Annotated in this window: 19 protein-coding genes; 3 read left to right on the plus strand and 16 right to left on the minus strand. The window is 39.2% G+C overall.

Annotated features, from left to right (window positions below; genetic code table 11):
• Positions 1–24: 24 nt before the first annotated feature.
• The gene (locus M2273_RS26720; protein ID WP_429400836.1) at positions 25–630 is read right to left on the minus strand and encodes a DUF998 domain-containing protein; all 606 of its coding nucleotides are present in this window, start codon (positions 628–630) and stop codon (positions 25–27) included.
• A gap of 273 nt (positions 631–903) precedes the next feature.
• The gene (locus M2273_RS26725; RefSeq protein WP_429400837.1) at positions 904–1,317 is read right to left on the minus strand and encodes a pentapeptide repeat-containing protein; all 414 of its coding nucleotides are present in this window, start codon (positions 1,315–1,317) and stop codon (positions 904–906) included.
• Between the two features lie 260 nt (positions 1,318–1,577).
• Between M2273_RS26725 and M2273_RS26730 the strand changes: the two genes are divergently transcribed.
• Positions 1,578–1,820: a hypothetical protein gene (locus M2273_RS26730; protein ID WP_429400838.1), complete on the plus strand. Its 243-nt coding sequence runs from the start codon at positions 1,578–1,580 to the stop codon at positions 1,818–1,820.
• Between the two features lie 56 nt (positions 1,821–1,876).
• On the opposite strand, the gene M2273_RS26735 is transcribed toward M2273_RS26730, so the two are convergent.
• The 6 genes from M2273_RS26735 to M2273_RS26760 all read right to left on the minus strand — a co-directional run bounded on the left by M2273_RS26735 (position 1,877) and on the right by M2273_RS26760 (position 9,989).
• Positions 1,877–3,388: a RagB/SusD family nutrient uptake outer membrane protein gene (locus M2273_RS26735; RefSeq protein ID WP_429400839.1), complete on the minus strand. Its 1,512-nt coding sequence runs from the start codon at positions 3,386–3,388 to the stop codon at positions 1,877–1,879.
• 75 nt (positions 3,389–3,463) lie between these two features.
• Entirely contained in the window at positions 3,464–6,562 is a 3,099-nt protein-coding gene (locus M2273_RS26740) for a SusC/RagA family TonB-linked outer membrane protein (protein WP_429400840.1), read from the minus strand.
• Between the two features lie 212 nt (positions 6,563–6,774).
• Positions 6,775–8,073: a hypothetical protein gene (locus tag M2273_RS26745; protein ID WP_429400841.1), complete on the minus strand. Its 1,299-nt coding sequence runs from the start codon at positions 8,071–8,073 to the stop codon at positions 6,775–6,777.
• Between the two features lie 428 nt (positions 8,074–8,501).
• Positions 8,502–8,924 carry a DUF4267 domain-containing protein gene (locus M2273_RS26750; RefSeq protein WP_429400842.1) on the minus strand — a complete coding sequence of 141 codons (423 nt, stop codon included), beginning with the start codon at positions 8,922–8,924 and terminating at the stop codon, positions 8,502–8,504.
• Positions 8,925–9,000: 76 nt separating this feature from the next.
• Complete coding sequence (locus M2273_RS26755) at positions 9,001–9,576, minus strand: Crp/Fnr family transcriptional regulator (RefSeq protein ID WP_429400843.1); 576 nt, start codon at positions 9,574–9,576, stop codon at positions 9,001–9,003.
• Positions 9,577–9,614: 38 nt separating this feature from the next.
• Complete coding sequence (locus M2273_RS26760) at positions 9,615–9,989, minus strand: winged helix-turn-helix transcriptional regulator (RefSeq protein WP_429400844.1); 375 nt, start codon at positions 9,987–9,989, stop codon at positions 9,615–9,617.
• 95 nt (positions 9,990–10,084) lie between these two features.
• On the opposite strand from M2273_RS26760, the gene M2273_RS26765 reads away from it, so the two are divergent.
• Positions 10,085–10,489 carry a DoxX family protein gene (locus M2273_RS26765; protein ID WP_429400845.1) on the plus strand — a complete coding sequence of 135 codons (405 nt, stop codon included), beginning with the start codon at positions 10,085–10,087 and terminating at the stop codon, positions 10,487–10,489.
• A gap of 151 nt (positions 10,490–10,640) precedes the next feature.
• On the opposite strand, the gene M2273_RS26770 is transcribed toward M2273_RS26765, so the two are convergent.
• The 7 genes from M2273_RS26770 to M2273_RS26800 all read right to left on the minus strand — a co-directional run bounded on the left by M2273_RS26770 (position 10,641) and on the right by M2273_RS26800 (position 15,141).
• Positions 10,641–10,955: a hypothetical protein gene (locus tag M2273_RS26770; protein ID WP_429400846.1), complete on the minus strand. Its 315-nt coding sequence runs from the start codon at positions 10,953–10,955 to the stop codon at positions 10,641–10,643.
• A 28-nt stretch (positions 10,956–10,983) separates the two neighbouring features.
• Entirely contained in the window at positions 10,984–11,550 is a 567-nt protein-coding gene (locus M2273_RS26775) for an ester cyclase (protein WP_429400847.1), read from the minus strand.
• A 69-nt stretch (positions 11,551–11,619) separates the two neighbouring features.
• The gene (locus M2273_RS26780; RefSeq protein WP_429400848.1) at positions 11,620–12,393 is read right to left on the minus strand and encodes a helix-turn-helix domain-containing protein; all 774 of its coding nucleotides are present in this window, start codon (positions 12,391–12,393) and stop codon (positions 11,620–11,622) included.
• A 97-nt stretch (positions 12,394–12,490) separates the two neighbouring features.
• Complete coding sequence (locus M2273_RS26785; RefSeq protein ID WP_429400849.1) at positions 12,491–13,150, minus strand: response regulator; 660 nt, start codon at positions 13,148–13,150, stop codon at positions 12,491–12,493.
• Positions 13,151–13,153: 3 nt separating this feature from the next.
• A complete protein-coding gene (locus M2273_RS26790) occupies positions 13,154–13,957 on the minus strand; it encodes a sensor histidine kinase (RefSeq protein ID WP_429400850.1) in 804 nt (267 codons plus the stop codon).
• Positions 13,915–14,583: a hypothetical protein gene (locus tag M2273_RS26795; RefSeq protein WP_429400851.1), complete on the minus strand. Its 669-nt coding sequence runs from the start codon at positions 14,581–14,583 to the stop codon at positions 13,915–13,917. Before M2273_RS26795 ends, M2273_RS26790 begins: the two co-directional genes overlap by 43 nt.
• Before the next feature lie 3 nt (positions 14,584–14,586).
• Positions 14,587–15,141 (minus strand): hypothetical protein, encoded by a 555-nt coding sequence (locus M2273_RS26800; RefSeq protein ID WP_429400852.1) that lies wholly within the window; start codon positions 15,139–15,141, stop codon positions 14,587–14,589.
• A gap of 195 nt (positions 15,142–15,336) precedes the next feature.
• On the opposite strand from M2273_RS26800, the gene M2273_RS26805 reads away from it, so the two are divergent.
• Complete coding sequence (locus M2273_RS26805) at positions 15,337–15,957, plus strand: Vps62-related protein (RefSeq protein WP_429400853.1); 621 nt, start codon at positions 15,337–15,339, stop codon at positions 15,955–15,957.
• A gap of 273 nt (positions 15,958–16,230) precedes the next feature.
• Here M2273_RS26805 and M2273_RS26810 read toward each other — a convergent pair whose 3' ends face one another.
• Positions 16,231–17,964, minus strand: coding sequence for a D-arabinono-1,4-lactone oxidase (locus tag M2273_RS26810; RefSeq protein ID WP_429400854.1), 1,734 nt, complete (start codon positions 17,962–17,964; stop codon positions 16,231–16,233).
• Positions 17,965–18,095: the final 131 nt, after the last annotated feature.

Raw genomic sequence — 18,095 nt, forward strand, 5'->3', positions numbered from 1 at the left:
TGTATGTTTTTTAAATTTTTAAAATTATGTTAATTGTTGTTGTTTTTGTTCTTGTACAGAGATGAGCTTAATTAAACTGGTGCTTAAAAACACGAACCAAACCGACCAGCCCAAATGAGCAAACCTTTGAATAAGGCCGGGATAGTTATTTTGAACTGATGGCACGAAGCGCAGAAATATGAGCAGCATAATTACAAGGCTTACCAGTGACAACAACCTGACCGATACCAACTCCTGTTTACCGCGCCATAAAATGATAACTAACAAGGTACCGAGATAAAGTAATAAAAAAACTGGCCCGGCAGTAGCGTGGAACCTGTTACCTGAATGAAACATTGCTGCCCAGCCCATCATTATAGTAAATGCGGGCAGCGTATATACCGGAATGGTGCTGAGCCCTAATTGCTTACAAGCTCCGTACAAGCCAATGATAAAAAAGATGCTTAATACTGCTCCAAACATGGTTAAGGTTGCCATTAATGGCTCAGATCTGGTACCTATGGCCCCTAACTCGCTGATGGTTCCGGTCAAATGGTTATATCCCCCATGAATAAAACCACATATAATGGTTGAAAGCCAAAAAACTACAGGAATAAGAATACCTGTGGATAATAAAGTTTTGGTGTTCATGATACTCTGTTATAATGATATAATATGGTGCGTTATAAAACCCATTACAAACATACACAAAACACAGTACTATACAATACATAGTACTATATTTTTTTATAAATAGATTCTGCACCATTTATCCATCACAGAAAAACCTGTGAAACGGAATTACTTTATTGTTTTTAGTGATGGGGAATATCTCATTAACCGCGGCAAATGAAGAAGAATAAAGTAGCCAAAAGCCTGAGCACTATAATGCTCAGGCTTTTGGCTTGAAAGAGATATAAGTATTTACTTGTGATAATTTTTAAGGAGATCTTCAACCAAGATACCATTGATGGTTGTTCCGGTCATGTTGCAATTATCAAATGTCGCACCTTTAAGATTGCAATTGGTAATGGTACTATTCTCCAGGTTACAGTCTTCAAACCGTAATGGCCTTTGTTTGGCATTTTCATCATACGCTGGGTGCCCCTTTGGCGGCATACCAATATTATGTATATAAGCGCCCCCAAGTTGTGCACCTTCAATTTCCAGATCGCTCAAATTGGCATTGGTTATTTTAAGCGTGGTCATGCACACATCATTAAAATAAGCGTTGTTCATTTTCATCATTCTAAAGCTTGAATCATCAAGAAGAGCATGGCTTACATCAAGTACTTTCTTTGTTTCACTAATAGTGATACGTTCGTTAGTATTTTCCATAATCGTAATTTTTTGTTTATTTAAATTTCAGTAAACGGTACAATAACAACAGGTTAAAGGACAATTTAGCGTTTTTTGCAATTAATAATTACAAGAAATATCATATATATCAAGGTTCAAAACCGAACAATATGTACGAATCTGAACATCCCGTGCAACAAAACTCAGAAATAAACATCTTTTAATCAATTAATTATATAATGGCACACATTTTATAATATAAATGCCGCTACCAAGAAAACCAACTGCCCAACATGAACATGGAAGATCACATCTTTAACCTGGCAACCAAAAAGTTATCTGATGAAGCTTCTGAACAAGACCTTCGGGAGTTGGATAACTTATTACTACAATACCCGGATATTTCCCTTAAAATAAAGCAGCTATTTAACTGGTGGTACTATGATGAAGAACAAAATAATATAGATAGAAGCCAGCTTCTTTTTAGTAAAATACAGGAAAAAATAAAACAAGCCGAAAAGAACAACCAGAAAAAAGAATAAAAAAAAGGACCGGTTTATTTAAACCGGTCCTTTTTTTTATTCATTACCTGCTTTAATTAAAAACCAGGGTTATTTGGTAATAATTTAGGATTAACATCTGTTTCCTGTTTTGGTAAAGGGAACAACAATTGTTTGTCGGCAAACGTAGCGTTAAATACAGTTTTATGACCTACAAAATTATCCCAGGCACCGGTAACATCATTATGTACCTTACGGGTACGCAGCATATCAAACCACATTTTGTTTTCAAAGCAAAGCTCATAATAACGTTGTATCCAAACCTCTTTCTCAAACGCATCCATACTCAATGCACCAATCGGAGCCAGATTAGCTCTGGCACGGATGGCATTTACGTATTGAATGGCATTTGCGTTTGGACCGTTACCAGCACGGTTTGAAGCCTCTGCATACATCAGGTAAACATCAGCCAAACGATAAACAGTGTAGTTTAAATCAGATTTGGTAGTATTGGTAACCGCGGTCACATCGAACCATTTGTAAATGTAATGGTTTTTAAATACTACGGTTTGACCTGGTGTTTTAGAACTTGGGTAGCTTGTGTAAAAGAATTGTCTTTCGGCTACACGTTTATCACCAGCCGGGAACGATGCAATGAATTGATCGGTTGGCCAAACTGATCCGTACTCATCAGAGTATTTTGATACTCCGGAAAAGTTAGGAATGGTTAGTGGCGTAAGCGGGTTTGTAATTGGAATAGCTGCTGCGTACTGTACCTGCAAAATAAATTCGCCGGTATTTTTATTGGCAGGATTTATCATATCGGTATAATTCGGGAACAGCGTATAGCCACCATTCTGGATTACTGCCAGTGAACGCTTGGCTGATTCTGCATAATTTGCAGCTCCTCCGTTTATGGCAGCACCTGCATAAGTTAAATATACATCGGCCAGAAGTGATTCTACAGCGCCCATTGATACTTTACCGGTAACATCTTTCCATGGCAGGGTTGATTTTTCGGCTGCCAACAAATCAGGGATGATCACTTCATCGTAGATCTGTTTGGCTGGCACGCGCGCAACCTGCAGATTAAGATCCTTAGCCGGCTCGATCACCTTAGGTACAGCACCATACATACGAACCAGGAAAAAATAATACAGCGCGCGCATGGTACGGGCCTCGGCTACCATGTTATTTTTAGCCTCATCAGTTAAGCCGGCTGCACTGATGGTAGGTATCCTTTGTATAGCCAGGTTACTTGCACCAATACCCAAGTACATTTGTTGCCACCAGGTATCAAAATAGAATGATGTATTGCTGTAAATAAGCGTCTGGAAGTTTACAAAACCGGTTTGTCCAAGATCGCTGTTTGCTTTACCGGTCATAAACTCCATCAGGTTCCAGGTGTTACCACCATATGAGCCCGGTTGGCCGGCCAGTAAACCAGAGAAATTTTGATAAGCACCGTTGGCCAGTGCCCTGGCTACTTTTGCACTTGAAAGGTTGGCATCCGGCGTCAGAACAGACTTTGGATGTTCTTCCAAAAACTTTTTGCATGAGCAAGTAAGTAATAGGCAGGTTACTACTAATATATTTTTTAATGTTTTCATTTTTAATGATTTTAGGTGGTTGTTATTAAATCCTTCGCTACTGTTTTTCTATCGTTTTTAATCATACCACAAGTTTTAAAATCCTACCTGCACACCCAGATTCCAGATACGCGGACGAGGGTTAGCAAAGAAGTCTATGTTCTGCGTAAAAGCCGGGTTTGAACCATAAGAGTTATTAAAGGTATCAACCTCAGGATCATAACCTGTATAATCAGTAATAACAAACAGATTTTGAACGCTTGCATAGATGCGGAAACGGCTCACATTCATACTTTTCAGTACAGAAGCAGGCAAATTATAGCCTAATACAAAGTTTTGACCACGTATAAATGAACCATCCTCTACCCACCAGGTATCAAAGTGCGAATCCTGTGCATATTTGTAGTTACGCACCTGCGAAATCATGGTGTTTTGGTTGTTAGGAGTCCATCCGTTTAATACAGTAGCTAAACTGTTGGAGATGGTTTGCCTGTCTTCAACGGAGTGTTTAAAGTTAGCAGCAGTATTTACACCCTGTACAAAACGGATATCAAATGAAAAATCCCAGTTTTTATACTTAATAGTACTGTTAAAGTTACCAGTCCATTTTGGGTTAGAACGACCAATGATACTATAATAGTTACTACCATCAGGGTTATAAATATATTTCCTGTCGCCAGATTTTAAACCATGCGCCGCAGCTTCGGCAATATCCGCAGCAGAGTTGCTGTACGTTCCTACACGGGTCATTCCGTAAAATGATCCTATTGGCGCGCCAACACGTATTACATAGTTTTGTCCCAAAAAGTTAGGGCCAGGGAATATATCAGCACCACCATCATTCAGTTTTGTTACTTTATTTTGATTGGCTGCAAATATAAAATTGGTTACCCATTCAAAATCATCGCTTTTAATATTCACAGTGCTCAGGCTTAACTCAACCCCTGAGTTTTTCATTGAACCTATGTTTTTATAAACATTAGATGTAGTGAAGCCTGCACTCCATGGAATCGGAGCCTGTAATAAAATGTCGGTAGTAGTACGCTGGTAGTAATCAGCATCTAAAGTCACACGTCCATGGAATAAGCCTAACTCGATACCAGCATCAATCTGCTTGGTTTTTTCCCATTTCAGATCAGGATTACCCAGGTAGCTCGGTAATAAGGAAATCACTGCCGCTCCGTTCTGAGCAGTTTGTGCTGTACCATACTGAGCCAGGGAGCGATAGTTACCAATTTCCTGGTTACCGGTGTAACCAAAACTTGCTCTTAACTTTAAGTTAGATACAGTTTCGCTGTTTTTCAGGAAATCTTCCTGAGATACGCGCCATGCAGCACCTACTGATGGGAAGAAAGCGAATTTATTTTTATCGCTGAACCTTGATGAACCATCATAACGACCTGTTGCAGTAAACAAATACTTTTCATCAATATTGTAACTGATACGACCGTAGTAAGAGTTTAAAGAACCTGGATATTGCGCTCCCGGTACGCTGGGATTTTCATCAGATCCGGCTTGACTTCTAACAGACCCAGCCCCGAGGTTATTAAACTGAAAAAAGTCATCAATGAAGTTTTGGGTTTCTACGTTTCCGCGTTCATACACTGAACGGCTAAAAGAGATACCGGCCAAAGCTGTAAATCTTTGATGATCATTGATCTTTTTGTTCCAGGTAAGGTAGTTTTCAGTTTGCCAGAAATAAGTTGTATTGGTATTGATACTTGCAACACCACCCTGGTCAGCAGACATGTGCTGTAAGCCTAAACCCGAATAGAAGTTATTTTTTTGCGCAGCAAGGTTATAACCGAAGTCAGTTTTAAAATCAAGTTCAGATGAGATCTTAAACTGAGCATAGATATTACCCAATACCTGCAAGGTATTGTTAATGGTATAACGCTCATTGGCAGTTTGTATTGGGTTAGGAGCACCTTCAAGCCCGGCTATATCATAGTTACCGGCCCAGGTTCCGTCTGGATATTTGATAGGCACAATTGGCACTTCTTCACTTACGGCACGCGGTACGTTCAAACCACCGTTACCATCAGATACCAAACGCTGGCGGCTGAAGATACCGTTGATGCTACCACCAATTTTCAACCACTTTTTAACGTCGTTATCCATGGTCATTTTAACTGAATAGCGCTTAAAGTTTGATGTTGGTGTTAAACCGTCCTGATTAAGGTATCCTAATGATAAGCTATAAATCGAATTTTCGCTACCACCCTGAACATTCAGCTGATGGCTTTGTGAAAAAGCGGGTTTGTAAGTTTCCTTTTCCCAGTTGGTATCATAAATAGGGTTATTGTTAGTATCAAACAACAAAGGAAAGTTAGTATGATTTAGCGCTTTTGCCGGTGTTTGAACGGCACCGGTAGGATCAAATTTTGCACCGTTGGCAAATGATTCATTATAAATTTGAACAAACTGTTTTGAGTTAAGGGTTGGCACGTGCCTGTAAAGCTCACTTACGTTTGCGTTGGCTTCATAACTAACAGTGGTGGCACCTTTTTTACCACGTTTGGTGGTTACCATAATTACACCATTAGCACCACGCACACCATAAATAGCAGTTGATGACGCATCCTTTAAAACCTCGATAGAAGCAATATCATTCGGGTTAATGGAGTTGGGATCAACACCAACCACACCGTCAACCACATAAATTGGGTCAACGTTAGAGTTGATAGAGCCGATACCCCTGATGCGTACTTTTGCTGCAGCACCCGGCGCGTTACTGTTAACACTTACATCAACACCGGCAACTTTACCTTGTAACGCCTGTGATAAGTTAGGAACAGGCTTATCAAGTAATTGCTCGGCCTTAACCGTAGTTACGGAACCGGTAAGGTCTGATTTTTTGGCCGTACCGTAACCAATTACTACTACCTCACTAAGAGCGCTTGATGATTCTTTTAATTGAACATTAATTACGCTTTTACCGGCTGCGCTTACTTCCTGTGTAGTAAAACCGGTATATGAAAATACCAAAACATTGTTGGCATCTGATAGCTGTATGGTATAATTACCATTAGCATCTGTAAGTGTACCAGCTGTGGTACCTTTTATTCTAATGCTTACCGCGGGTAAAGGTAAGTTGTCTTGCGAACTGGTAACCTTTCCGCTAATTTTAAGCTGGGCCATTACCTGCAGGGATAATAGCGAAAACAGGATTGAGTAGATAAGTTTTTTCTTCATAACATTATTTTAAAAATGGGAATTGATCTTTTAGATATATCACAATGGATATTTGAAACCATCGGTAATGATTACGGTGGCTGGCAGCAGTAAAGGCTTAATTGCTGCTTAAAAAAGAGCAAAGCCATTTGTGCTACCTTCATGGCATTAACTTTTTTCATTAAATTCATTTTTAAGTACTTGGTTTTTAAAGTTTTACACTAATAAGTAGTCTATTTATTTTTAATAGCCCATTGTTTTAAAACTGTAATTGCATCAAACAAAACACCTGCCTCACCTCTGAAATCACCAGAACCCTTGGGAGCGCCTGTTTGCACATCATACCATTCATAAAAGCCTTTGTTGGCAATTGCCCGGTTAACCATTGGTGTTAACTCAGCATAGGCTTCTTTTATTAAACCATTTGTAATTAACGCCCCTGTCATGCGTCCCCCAAACCATGTCCAATCGCCACCGTTTTGGTAGTGGTAAGGGTGCATGTTTGGATATTGTTCTTTTGGATAGGGTGGATAGACGGTTATACCAATGGTAGCATGTTTTTCTTTTGCTGCAGCAGCCAGCATTTGACTGTTTATCTCTTGAACTTCGGTATTGGTATTAAATCCGGCCAATATTGCGCATATTGAACCGCCTGTGTATAAAATTTCGCGCTCGTTAAAGTCCTTTGAAAATGGACTGCCATTTAAATAAATGTGAGGCAGATATTTTTGAGCTGCTGGTACCCATAAATGTTTACGTACGTTTTTTTTAATGTTAGCTGTTATGGTAGCCCAGTTTTCTTTTGTTTTATAATCTTTAGGCTTCATGGCCATGAAATCATGAATAGCTATTACATACATAGCATTATCATAAATGTCAATAGCCCATTTGGTTTTATCGTTAATGGCTACCCCCCAGCCTGTTTCTGATTGCACATCACCCCAATCAATAGTGGTAGCTCCGGTAACCAGTCCGTATTTTTCAGACCACCTGTCTTTGCGGATATAGGCAAGAGCATCCTCCATTCTTTGCAGAACCGTTTTAGCACCTATTACCTCGTTAAGAATTGACCTGTCGCCAGTAATATCAATATATTTTTTAACTGCTTGTATTAAAGAAGATTCCTGATCAGTTTCAACTGTATTCTTGTGCGCTGCCCAACCCGGCAGTAAGCGCGAGTAGCGGTATTTATAACCTACACCTGCCCTGGCACTATCAACCACCCCATCCACTATATTACCGTCATCGCCCTGAATTTTAAAAAACATCAGGAGCATTTCTTTAACTTTTTCTTTCGGGTGTACTTTTAATGACCCTTTTATGAATGTGTTAAAATCACGGATCCATACTTCATTATATGATGTACCGGCCGAAAAACCTGAAAGTAATTTTAAAGCCCTAACCTGAATGGTATCTAAATGGCTATCGGCAAGTATGGAGCTTGCCAGTGCATACTTGTCCCGTATCTGCGCTTTGGTGTTCAGATAAAATAGACATAAGAAAATAGAAACAGCAAGTACAGGTAGCTTCATGCAGTATAATTTAAGTATGGCAGATATGATTTAAAGTGGATTTTCATTAGGCAAAAACACACTTTGTAAAAAATTGGTTACGCTTGTATATGTACAAACATACATACATTCAATGTATTTCCAAATTTTTTTACCATTTAAATAATTAATTTTTCATGCCGCATTTCCCACGCATTGCGTTGAGGTTAATTATGTGTTTAAACGCTTTCCTGACACATATTTACTTAATCGTTTAAGGTATTTTTATTTAACATATGCGGTAGTTACCTATATGCCAATAAGCTTATTATGTATCTTCATATCAAATTTAGATAATACATAATTACAATATTATTTTCGAAAAGTTTCATTAAAATTAAACAAACATCGAATATTCTAAATATTCGATGTTTGTTTAACCATTATTACTTCTTTTCCCCTATTGTATATTATACAATTGTATTAATTGGCTGCCTGAATAATAAAATACTGTTAACTATCGCATACAGCGCGGTGCCTCCGTGTATCAGCATATGCGGCCAATCGGCAGCGCCATTGGCAGTATATACTACCAAACAGTCGCAAATGGGAATGATAATGGCTGCCGTAAATATTACCGCCATTATCCTTGGGTTACGGAGCCATAAAAGATAGCCCAAAACCAGGCCCGAAAATATATCGCGGATACCTTTTATACTTCCATATAAAGCTGTATTACCGGTAGGTAAAGGCAGGCCAAATCCAATTGATGCCGCAAAAGGCGATATAATGTAACGCAGACCAATAAAAGTAATACCAACTGCTATAACTAAAGTGAGCCAAAAAGATAAGGAACCGGGCCCCCAGGTTTGAAGATTTTGTTGCTTTTTCATTGCTTTGATTTTGTGTTATATATTAAACAACACAAAGTTCAGCAGCTCAAAAGCCAAATTGGTTAACCTCGGTTAACTAATGCCTGCCCGAAATTCTTTTACGGATACGCGACAGCGATTGTGGTTTAATGCCCACATATGAAGCAATATAATATTGCGGGATCCTTTGGATAAGATCAGGATAATGGGCTAAAAACTGCTGGTATCTTACCACAGGAGGGTCAGTGTACAAAGAATCCAACTGCTGTATGGCCGATAAAAACACTTGCTCAATAGCTAACCTGCCAAACTTTTCTCCTTCGCTTATCTCCCGGTAAAGACGCTGTAACTTTTCATAGCTAATAATATACAGCTGCGTAGGCTCCAGGGCCTGGATGCTTTTATCCGAAGCTGTTTGCGGCAAAAAACTGGTATAGTTGCATACAAATTCAAGCTCCTTGCTGAAATACATTGTCCGCTCTTCCTCATCATTATTAATAAAGTAACGAACCAGTCCCTTATTGATGAAGGCTACATGCCTGCATATCTTTCCTTCTTCCAGTAAATAATCGCCGGGTTCAAGGTTTAGTTCGGTAAATAATTCTTTGACGATGCTTTCTTCAGCGGCAGAAAGTTTTATAAATTGTTTAATAACCCTGATCAATAATTCCATTTGCGTAGTTAAAATCCGAATATAGTTTTATAAACACGCTAAACTCCCCTTCGGCTGGTCACTATCCGCTTACGGTGCTGTACTCCCCATTTCTTCAATTCTTCTATCACTTGCTCCAATGATTGGCTGTAAGGTGTAAGCTCATAGGTAACGGTAACCGGTGTGGTAGAAAAAACTTTGCGTTCAACAAATTCATTCAATTCCAGTTCTTTCAACTCTTTCGACAATATTTTAGGGGTGATCTCGCCTAAGGCCCGTTGAATATCATTAAAACGTTGTGGCCCGTTTGCGAGGGCCGCGATGAGTGGTAATTTCCACTTACCATTTAAAACGTAAAGTGTATCCCTTACCGCATTAACACTGGCTTTACATGCTTCTGGGCTGTGTTGTATTTTTCCTGTCAGGGCTTCCATATATAACCAATTACTATCCTAAAGGATACCGCTATCCTTTAGGATAGTAGTATCTTTTTAATAGTAAAGGTAGTTAAGTTTGCAGAAAAAAGAAAATGAAAGCACTAAAAATCACCTATTGGACAACCACTGTTATAGTTGCGTTAATGATGACCTACTCGGCCTACGCCTATTTGACCCAGGCAGCCATATTGCAGGCTTTTCAACACCTGGGGTTCCCTAACTATTTCAGAATAGAATTGGCCGTGGCAAAACTGATCGGGGCTGTTCTATTACTAATACCTCTTACTGCAAGGATAAAAGAATGGGTTTATGCCGGGTTTGCATTTACTTTTATCTCGGCCTTTATAGCACATACATCATCCGGCGATCCTATGGCCAACCGCATAATGCCCATTATTTTCCTGGCAATCCTGATTGTTTCTTATATTACATTTCACAAGAGCAACAGTGTTATAGGTAATCAGGAACCTGCTAAGACCAAAAGCCCTGCGCTTTAATTTGTTCTGATAATACCCCTCGTTTTTGAGCAGTTTATGCAGTTGTGACATCATAAAAAAGCTATGCACAGAATAGCAAAAAGGTGATACCATAAGAAATGAGCAATCAACAAGCGGACAAAGAATTTATCCGCTTGTTGATTGCTCATTATTAATTGTCCATAGGTTGATAAACACCCCTGTCCATCGTAATATTTAGGAGGGTGAGCAACTCCTGAGGATTAAAGCCTATGCGCTGATATTCTGTTTGCACAGCTGCCTTTGCTTTGCTCAAAGCTTCCTCGCTTTCCCAGGTGGCAATAGTTACACAAATTATGTTTCCGTTCCCGTCTTCGCGTTCGTAGGCTGCATCTTCAATAAAACCGGTGAGTTTCTTAATAAAATCCCGATTGTAGTTCATCCTTTCAGTAAATTCCTGTTTCGCGTTTTCGGGAATAACAAACTGATCAATAAAAATTTGTTTCATGATTGCTGATTTTAGGGAGATTATTAATTTATTTTTTAACAGGTAATGGTGGAGGTATTAATCCCTGAGGTATAACTCCTATTTGTTGAAAAAAGCCTAACCTGTCCGATTCCATCCAGGCTTTAATGATCTTACCGCCACTAAACTGAAAAATGTTGACCGCATGGTGGGTAATTTCTTTATTAGTAGGCTGAATTCCGTTAAATGAGCTTGTGTTTGTACCTTTCCATGACCATTTCGCCATCACTTTATCCCCTTCGGCAATTAAATCTTCAATTGTCCATTTGATGTCTGGAAATGCCATCCTTACAGGGGCTATGGCTTGAGCAAATCCTGCAGGCCCATTTTCGCCGAGAACCCCTATATAATCTTCAGCAATAACCTGATCTAATAATTCTAATTTGCCGGTGTTTAAAATATCTTCGTAAAGCTTACGAACGGCTGCTTTATTTTTGTCCTGACTTTGATCTATTCCCATTTTTACTTCTTTTTTTGATTGGGTTAATAAATGATTGATTTTTACTTGTGAAAACGAAGGCATACTGATAACTAATGCTCCCGACAGGATGTAGCCTAAGTTGATTAATGGTTTCATTTTCCTGAATTTTAGTTTATGTAAAATTCAGAACTATAGAAACCTGATGATTGTAAAAAATCATTGATTTTACCAGTAAAGAGGGGATTTGAAAAACTCCAGCGGGGTTTGGCCGGTGAATGATGTGAAGTCTTTTATAAAATGGGCCTGGTCAAAATAACCTGCTGTTAACGCGGTTTCGGTCATGTTAATAGCCGGATCATAGGTATTGATCACATTTCTGAGCCGCACTATGGACGAAAATTGTTTTGGTGAAGTTCCGGTTAACCGTCTGAATCTTTTTTCGAACGGGTCATGGCTTAAGGGCAATGTGCTTACCAGTTCTTTTATCCTGATGGAGCCATTTGCTAATTGTATTTGTTGTATGGCATGGTGTATAAGCAGGTCGGGCCGGGTTTCATTTAACCTGGAGATCAGGAAATGCTCTATTACAGCTATTCTTTGCAAACTGTCTTTAGCATCGGTTAATTGTTCCTCTATCTCATTTAGTTTACCGGGATTGATCAGGGCATCCAGCGATAAACTTATTCCGAATAATTCATGAAGCGGTTCTTTAAAAAATGCGGCGGCACCACCCGGGTTAAAAATCACTAAGAGCGTTGCGGCCTGCCTTGAGTAATTGATCAGGCGTGATGATTTTCTTATCCCTGTTATAACGGCAGCCGGCAACTTGCTTTTAACGCCTTGGACTTCATCACTAACCACTCCCCTGTACCTGAAAGCTATAACCATGGAAGTATCAGGCAATGTCCGGTTTTCCATTCCATGTTCGCTTTCAATGATCATGAAAGTTTTTATGAATGGTTTCAAAATGTTAACAGGAAGATGCGTCTCCATTTTCATACATCCTAATGTAGCGCTTAGAATGAATACTTTGCTTAAATCATTGTCATATTTACCAGGTGGAAAGCATGCTATATTGATTAAAGCATAAATTAATTTATACTTTAATCAACTGATTTTTTATAGCAAAAAGCACCAGGCCCGTACGTGATTTAATATCCAGTTTTTGAAAAAGCGTTTCCCTGTAATTATCAATAGTATGCGGACTTAAGCTCATAGCAGAAGCGATTTCCTTATAAGTAAGTTCTGAACAGCATAACTCCAAAAACCTTATCTCTCTTTCTGATAATTGACCAACCTTGCCATGAATGTCATACTGATCGTCCTGTACCGACCTGATCAGTTTACCCGATACCAGATTATTTAAATAAAAGCCATGGTCAACAACGGTTTGAATAGCCACAACAAGATCGGCTGTTTTTGATTCTTTTAGTAAATAACCGCTTGCACCGCTTTTAATCATTCTAATTATAGGAACATCGTCTTCAAACATACTTAAGGCCAAAACTTTTATTTGGGGATAGTTCTTTTTTAGCCATTGGGTTGATTCGTATCCGTTCATGATTGGCATAGTAATATCCATTAATATTACCTGCGGTAAAGCATCCGGAACCAGTTTGCTTATCATTTCTTCGCCATTGGCGGCACCAAATACCACCTCAATTTCATTCAATTCCGAAAGCAGGCTTGTTACTCCATTCCGAAAAAGTGTATGATCATCAACTATAGCAATACGAATAGTTTTATCATGCTGCATACTCTATTGTTTTTTAGGTATTTTTATCAATACCTCTGTACCCTCTCCGGGTACAGAGGTAAATGTTGCCTTACCGCCAAGCATGGCAGCTCTTCTTTGTATGGTATGTAAGCCCATACCATTGGTTTCTTTCATTTTTTCATCAATAACAAAGCCCTGCCCGTTATCTTTTATAATTAACTGGGTACCCTGTTCAGATTGCTGCAGGTCAACATTGATAACTGTGGCCCTGGCATGTTTAATCACATTGTTTATAATTTCCTGAAACAGACGGAATAGTATGATCTCATTATCCGTTTGTACGATGTTTTCTTGATAATTATCGCCTTTAAAGCTAATTTTATAGATCTCGGTTTTATTTAACCACTCCAGTTCAAACCCAATAGCTGTTTTAAGCCCTTTGCTGATGAGTTCTTTGCCATACAATAAACGCGATAGTTGCCTTAACTCTTTTATACACTGACTGGTGAGCTGCTCTGCCCTTTCTATTTTTTCGAGTGTTTTAAACGTATTATCAATATTATTAATGTTGATAGAGGTTAAGGTAATGGAGGTAAGACTAAGCATCTGCCCTATATTATCATGCAGTTCAGAGGCAATGTTTTGAAGTGTTTGCTCCTGTACCTCCATTTGGGTTTTGAGCAATTCATTTTCAAAACTTTGCCGCAGCCCTTCTTTTTCCTCAGCATGAGCCTTCTTTTTGCGATTATATGAAATAACATATAATATTAAAAACAGCGGCGCTATCAAAAAAATCAATGACGTTAATCCGACGAGGGAGTATATATCCGTTGAAGATATCTGCATATAAAAGCGTATGACCAAAAACCATATAAAATAATATTCAATATACTAAAAACTATGTACCTGATGGAATTACCAAATAATATATGAGTATCCTTGATAAGGTAATTAAAGAATATATTACACGTAGTACTTCCAAAATAAAAAAACAATGCGCCATTAACCCACCAAAATGGCGCGTAAGTGCTTAATTGCATATACTTTTCGTCCATAAGCATCAGGTAATAAAAATATAATGCCGTAAATACAAACACTATTGACATAACCGACGCGGTATAAAATAAAAACTGCCCCATCTGGTTTAAGATGAGCTCTGTGATGTATACAGCCATAAAAATAACCAGCCATATAATTACATAAGGCATTATATTCTTATAGCCTTTAAACAGGTAGTAAAAGAAAAAAGTAACTGTGCCGCATTCGGCTAATAATAAAAGGTTATAAACAGGATAATTATGATGATGTAGCTTTACCCGTATATAAATGCCAGCTACCTCGGTAGCACAGTTTAATAGCATGTAAAAAACAAGTAATCTCCAGGCCAGGCATTTGTCTCTTGTTAAACAAATCAGGCTGGTGATCAGGCATACAAACTCTGATACCGTGTTAACTGTGAAGTAGCTGGCCATAATTTAGTTATCCAATAAGGTAGCGCCTATATCCTTACAATTTGCAGGCGGCGGGCATAGTTCCCCACGGTTTTCAGGAACTGCCATTACTATAAAACCATGTCCGAGGGGGTTTGCTTTGATGGAATTGGTGTAATAATCAACATGGTTGCCATTGATGTACTGCGTTGAAACCATGATCAGCGTATTATAACCCCAATAAGCTTTTTCGGGTTGATGGGGCTGTTTATTACCTATGTACTCCTTATCGTATGTCGACAAATAAAACCTAACGCCGTCACCTTTTTCTTGTTCTATCTGATCGGCCAACGCCCTTAATCTTTCGGCACTAAACCATATACAGCGCGTATCGGGCAGGCTATCTTTAGTTAAACGTTTTACAACCCCGGCATGTGGGGCATAATTCTGCACATACTTTTTGGCCACTTTATAACTCAGTAAATCAGAATCAGGAATAGCCGTTTTAACAGCATTTTGAGGAGCCTGCCTTTCTGTACAGGCGCTCATAAATAAAATAACAAGTGCCGTGGCGCATAAAATGTTTCTTTTCTTTTTCATAATAATTAATAATTGGTTTTCCATATTAGTTTATGAATTTGGTTAATTATTTATTAAAAACCTACTATAAAATATCCCTTTTTTAATACTTAAAAATACCTTGAAAAAAAGCTGTTTTCACCCTATAAAATAATAAGTATTGCCATGAAATTTGTTTTCTCAATGATTAATATTTAACCTTTAAGCAACAAAGACATGAGCACAACTAATCCTACCGTACTACGGTCAGCACCAAAAGGCACATCAGCAACTTTAAAACAAGGCGAACCATCATTGTATGTAAGTTATACCAGCACTTACAACTTTATATACAATGATGAAGGTTCAGGATCAGACGGAGATGTTGGTATCTGGAGGCCGGCTCCATCTGACAATAATTATTTTGTTGTGGGAGATTATGCACAAGGTAATTATGGAAACCCTATAGGTTCATCCCTTATTGTAACTGCGGTAAATGATGATCCCTCAAATCCATTACTATTACCGCCAATACGTTATGAACAAGTATGGAACGACTCAGGAAGCGGCGGTGATTATGACGGCTCTATATGGCGTCCGGTTGCTCCTGATGGCTATGTAACATTAGGCTGTGTTGCCACCCTTGGTTATAATGCCCCTATCATTCCCAATTTCCGCTGTATACGCAAAGACATGGTAACCGACGCGTCTGTAGGCTCACTGATCTGGAGCGATTTAGGATCAGGTGCAGATGGCGACGTATCCTTATGGCAGGTTCAGGGAGTTTTAGGCGTTTTTGTAACCCAGGGAAATTACAATCCTTATATCGGTCCTTGCTTTAAACTGGCAACTACCTAACAATTACCTATTACCTACTCCTTATATCACTGTTTAAACCGGTAGCAAAAAAATTTGCTGCCGGTTTTTTTATTAATCGTTAACCGCAAATTTGATATTAATGACGAATCATTATTGGATCAGCGCCTGAATATAGTAAGAATAAAAACGATGGCCGTACCCATGCAGTACTATTGATCTGCAAAATTAAGCCCGGTAAGCGCTTTGTGCTTACCGGGCTTAATTGTTACATTGTATTAAATAATGCTTGCAGAAAATAAATTCCTATGCGTATTATTTAAATTCCACATCCTGTAAGGCTGTAGTTGATTTTACTTCCTTCTCCTTACCATACAAATGGCGTGACCAATAATCTGTAAGGAAAATATTGTTAGGATCGCGCTGTTCGCGTAGCTTCATAAAATCATCCCAGCGTGTATAGGATCCCTTTATATAAGCTGCCCAATCCTCAAAATTATACTCAGGCAAAAACTTAGCCCAATGTAACCTGAAATCGATGTTTTCTTTCCGAAGCGCTTCCCAGAACTGGCTAAAGAACCCGCCTTTTGCTGCGGGGTTGCCCTCATTGGTACTAAACCAAAAGAAGTCTATCCTTAGTACATCGCGCTGATATGCTGGGCTCAGCCAGTAATTACTTTGTTTACCCGCATAAAGTTCGGTAGAATAATAGCCCGTAGCATTAAACCCGCCTTCTTTAAACAATTTGTCAAGCAGTTGCATCGCGCGTTCCGTATCTGTTAGCGGGATCCATATTTCTGTAAACTCAGTTCCCATCAATACATCATTTGCGCCATTATCCATAGGCAGGCTGCTATAGGTATAATCCATAAATAATTGCCCCTCGCCTTTTTTGGTTAACGGTTGCAGCGCATTAATTACAACCGGATATAGCGCATGCAGTAATCCTGTAAAGGTCATAAAGAAGAGCACCATAATAAAACCGATTATCTTAAGGATAAAGGTGAGCACCCAGGCTGCGATCTTTGCAAAAAAGCCTCCGCCCCATGATAGCTCGGTAAGATGCCTGAATTCTTTAAATGAAGGTTTAAGTTTTTCCCAAACCACCATTATTTTACTATTCCCCAACATGGTAAATAATATAGAGGCCAATAATTGCTCTATATTGCCAATCAGGGAATCCTTTGCAAACTCCTCATAAGGCACAGGGTCAAACACCGGCATAGCCGTCCCGCGCGAAGCCTCCCATATCACTACCCGCTCCACTTTTTCCTGTGGCCACCAAAGCAACCGGGTATAAGGTGTGGCCTTTAAAAAACTTTCAAGGCTGGGTTTACCGGGTGTGCCACTGCCAAACAGGTCAATAGGGCAATCGGCCGGTTTTGTCGGATAGGTGATCTGCTGCCCGTAAATATTAAAAAGCGGTGTTAATTGCAGGCGTACCTTACTCACTATACCCAACAGGCCCAGTGAAAGTACCATGGCGCCAAATTCATCCTCACTGCTATCAAACCATTGCAGGTTACCATTGCCGTCAATAATGGAAAGCGCCGTTATATTTTCGTCTATACTGTACATTAAAGAGCCTCCGGAAGAACCTGTCATCAGGAACCCACTTATGGTTTGATGAGAGATGCCTCCAAGATCACTCAGGGTAAAGCCATTAACAAATGCCTGGTACAACAAACTGTTCTCCAGTGTTGAGGTGCCGGTAGGATCTTCCGGGTCGTATCCCAGGTGTATACCTGCTTCTACTTCAATAATACCCTTCTCTTTATCTACCCACACCAGCCTATTATATTGATCAAACATCACATTCAGATTTGGACCTTTAGGAGGTTTTTGCTCCGATACCTCATTAGGAAGCGGTGGCTCGCCTTCTCCCGGATCGGTATAAATGGCCCTTGCCAGTGAATGGGCCGCGCCCCGGCATCTGATCTCCAATAATTCGCCGGCGGCTTTTTGCACCAGACCTATTAGTTCATTTTCATTAGAGGGATGGTAAAAGCCATCTGCTCCAATCGGTGGTGATAATGATAATAAAGACATAATGATAAGATTTAAGTGATAGATATAATTTTGTTTTACATAAAAACTATCGTATTTATGGTATTACTGAAATGAGGTAAAGGAGTGGTCATCATAACCACTCCCCACATCATTAAATATATTCGCCAGCT

This window comes from Mucilaginibacter lappiensis (assembly GCF_050433765.1).
GTDB lineage: Bacteria > Bacteroidota > Bacteroidia > Sphingobacteriales > Sphingobacteriaceae > Mucilaginibacter > Mucilaginibacter lappiensis_A.

Bases quoted from the DNA above. Each gene is read 5' to 3' on its own strand.
- M2273_RS26720 (WP_429400836.1), bottom strand. From the start codon at position 630: ATGAACACCAAAACTTTATTATCCACAGGTATTCTTATTCCTGTAGTT.
- M2273_RS26725 (WP_429400837.1), bottom strand. From the start codon at position 1,317: ATGGAAAATACTAACGAACGTATCACTATTAGTGAAACAAAGAAAGTA.
- M2273_RS26730 (WP_429400838.1), top strand. From the start codon at position 1,578: ATGGAAGATCACATCTTTAACCTGGCAACCAAAAAGTTATCTGATGAA.
- M2273_RS26735 (WP_429400839.1), bottom strand. From the start codon at position 3,388: ATGAAAACATTAAAAAATATATTAGTAGTAACCTGCCTATTACTTACT.
- M2273_RS26740 (WP_429400840.1), bottom strand. From the start codon at position 6,562: ATGAAGAAAAAACTTATCTACTCAATCCTGTTTTCGCTATTATCCCTG.
- M2273_RS26745 (WP_429400841.1), bottom strand. From the start codon at position 8,073: ATGAAGCTACCTGTACTTGCTGTTTCTATTTTCTTATGTCTATTTTAT.
- M2273_RS26750 (WP_429400842.1), bottom strand. From the start codon at position 8,924: ATGAAAAAGCAACAAAATCTTCAAACCTGGGGGCCCGGTTCCTTATCT.
- M2273_RS26755 (WP_429400843.1), bottom strand. From the start codon at position 9,576: ATGGAATTATTGATCAGGGTTATTAAACAATTTATAAAACTTTCTGCC.
- M2273_RS26760 (WP_429400844.1), bottom strand. From the start codon at position 9,989: ATGGAAGCCCTGACAGGAAAAATACAACACAGCCCAGAAGCATGTAAA.
- M2273_RS26765 (WP_429400845.1), top strand. From the start codon at position 10,085: ATGAAAGCACTAAAAATCACCTATTGGACAACCACTGTTATAGTTGCG.
- M2273_RS26770 (WP_429400846.1), bottom strand. From the start codon at position 10,955: ATGAAACAAATTTTTATTGATCAGTTTGTTATTCCCGAAAACGCGAAA.
- M2273_RS26775 (WP_429400847.1), bottom strand. From the start codon at position 11,550: ATGAAACCATTAATCAACTTAGGCTACATCCTGTCGGGAGCATTAGTT.
- M2273_RS26780 (WP_429400848.1), bottom strand. From the start codon at position 12,393: ATGAAAATGGAGACGCATCTTCCTGTTAACATTTTGAAACCATTCATA.
- M2273_RS26785 (WP_429400849.1), bottom strand. From the start codon at position 13,150: ATGCAGCATGATAAAACTATTCGTATTGCTATAGTTGATGATCATACA.
- M2273_RS26790 (WP_429400850.1), bottom strand. From the start codon at position 13,957: ATGCAGATATCTTCAACGGATATATACTCCCTCGTCGGATTAACGTCA.
- M2273_RS26795 (WP_429400851.1), bottom strand. From the start codon at position 14,583: ATGGCCAGCTACTTCACAGTTAACACGGTATCAGAGTTTGTATGCCTG.
- M2273_RS26800 (WP_429400852.1), bottom strand. From the start codon at position 15,141: ATGAAAAAGAAAAGAAACATTTTATGCGCCACGGCACTTGTTATTTTA.
- M2273_RS26805 (WP_429400853.1), top strand. From the start codon at position 15,337: ATGAGCACAACTAATCCTACCGTACTACGGTCAGCACCAAAAGGCACA.
- M2273_RS26810 (WP_429400854.1), bottom strand. From the start codon at position 17,964: ATGTCTTTATTATCATTATCACCACCGATTGGAGCAGATGGCTTTTAC.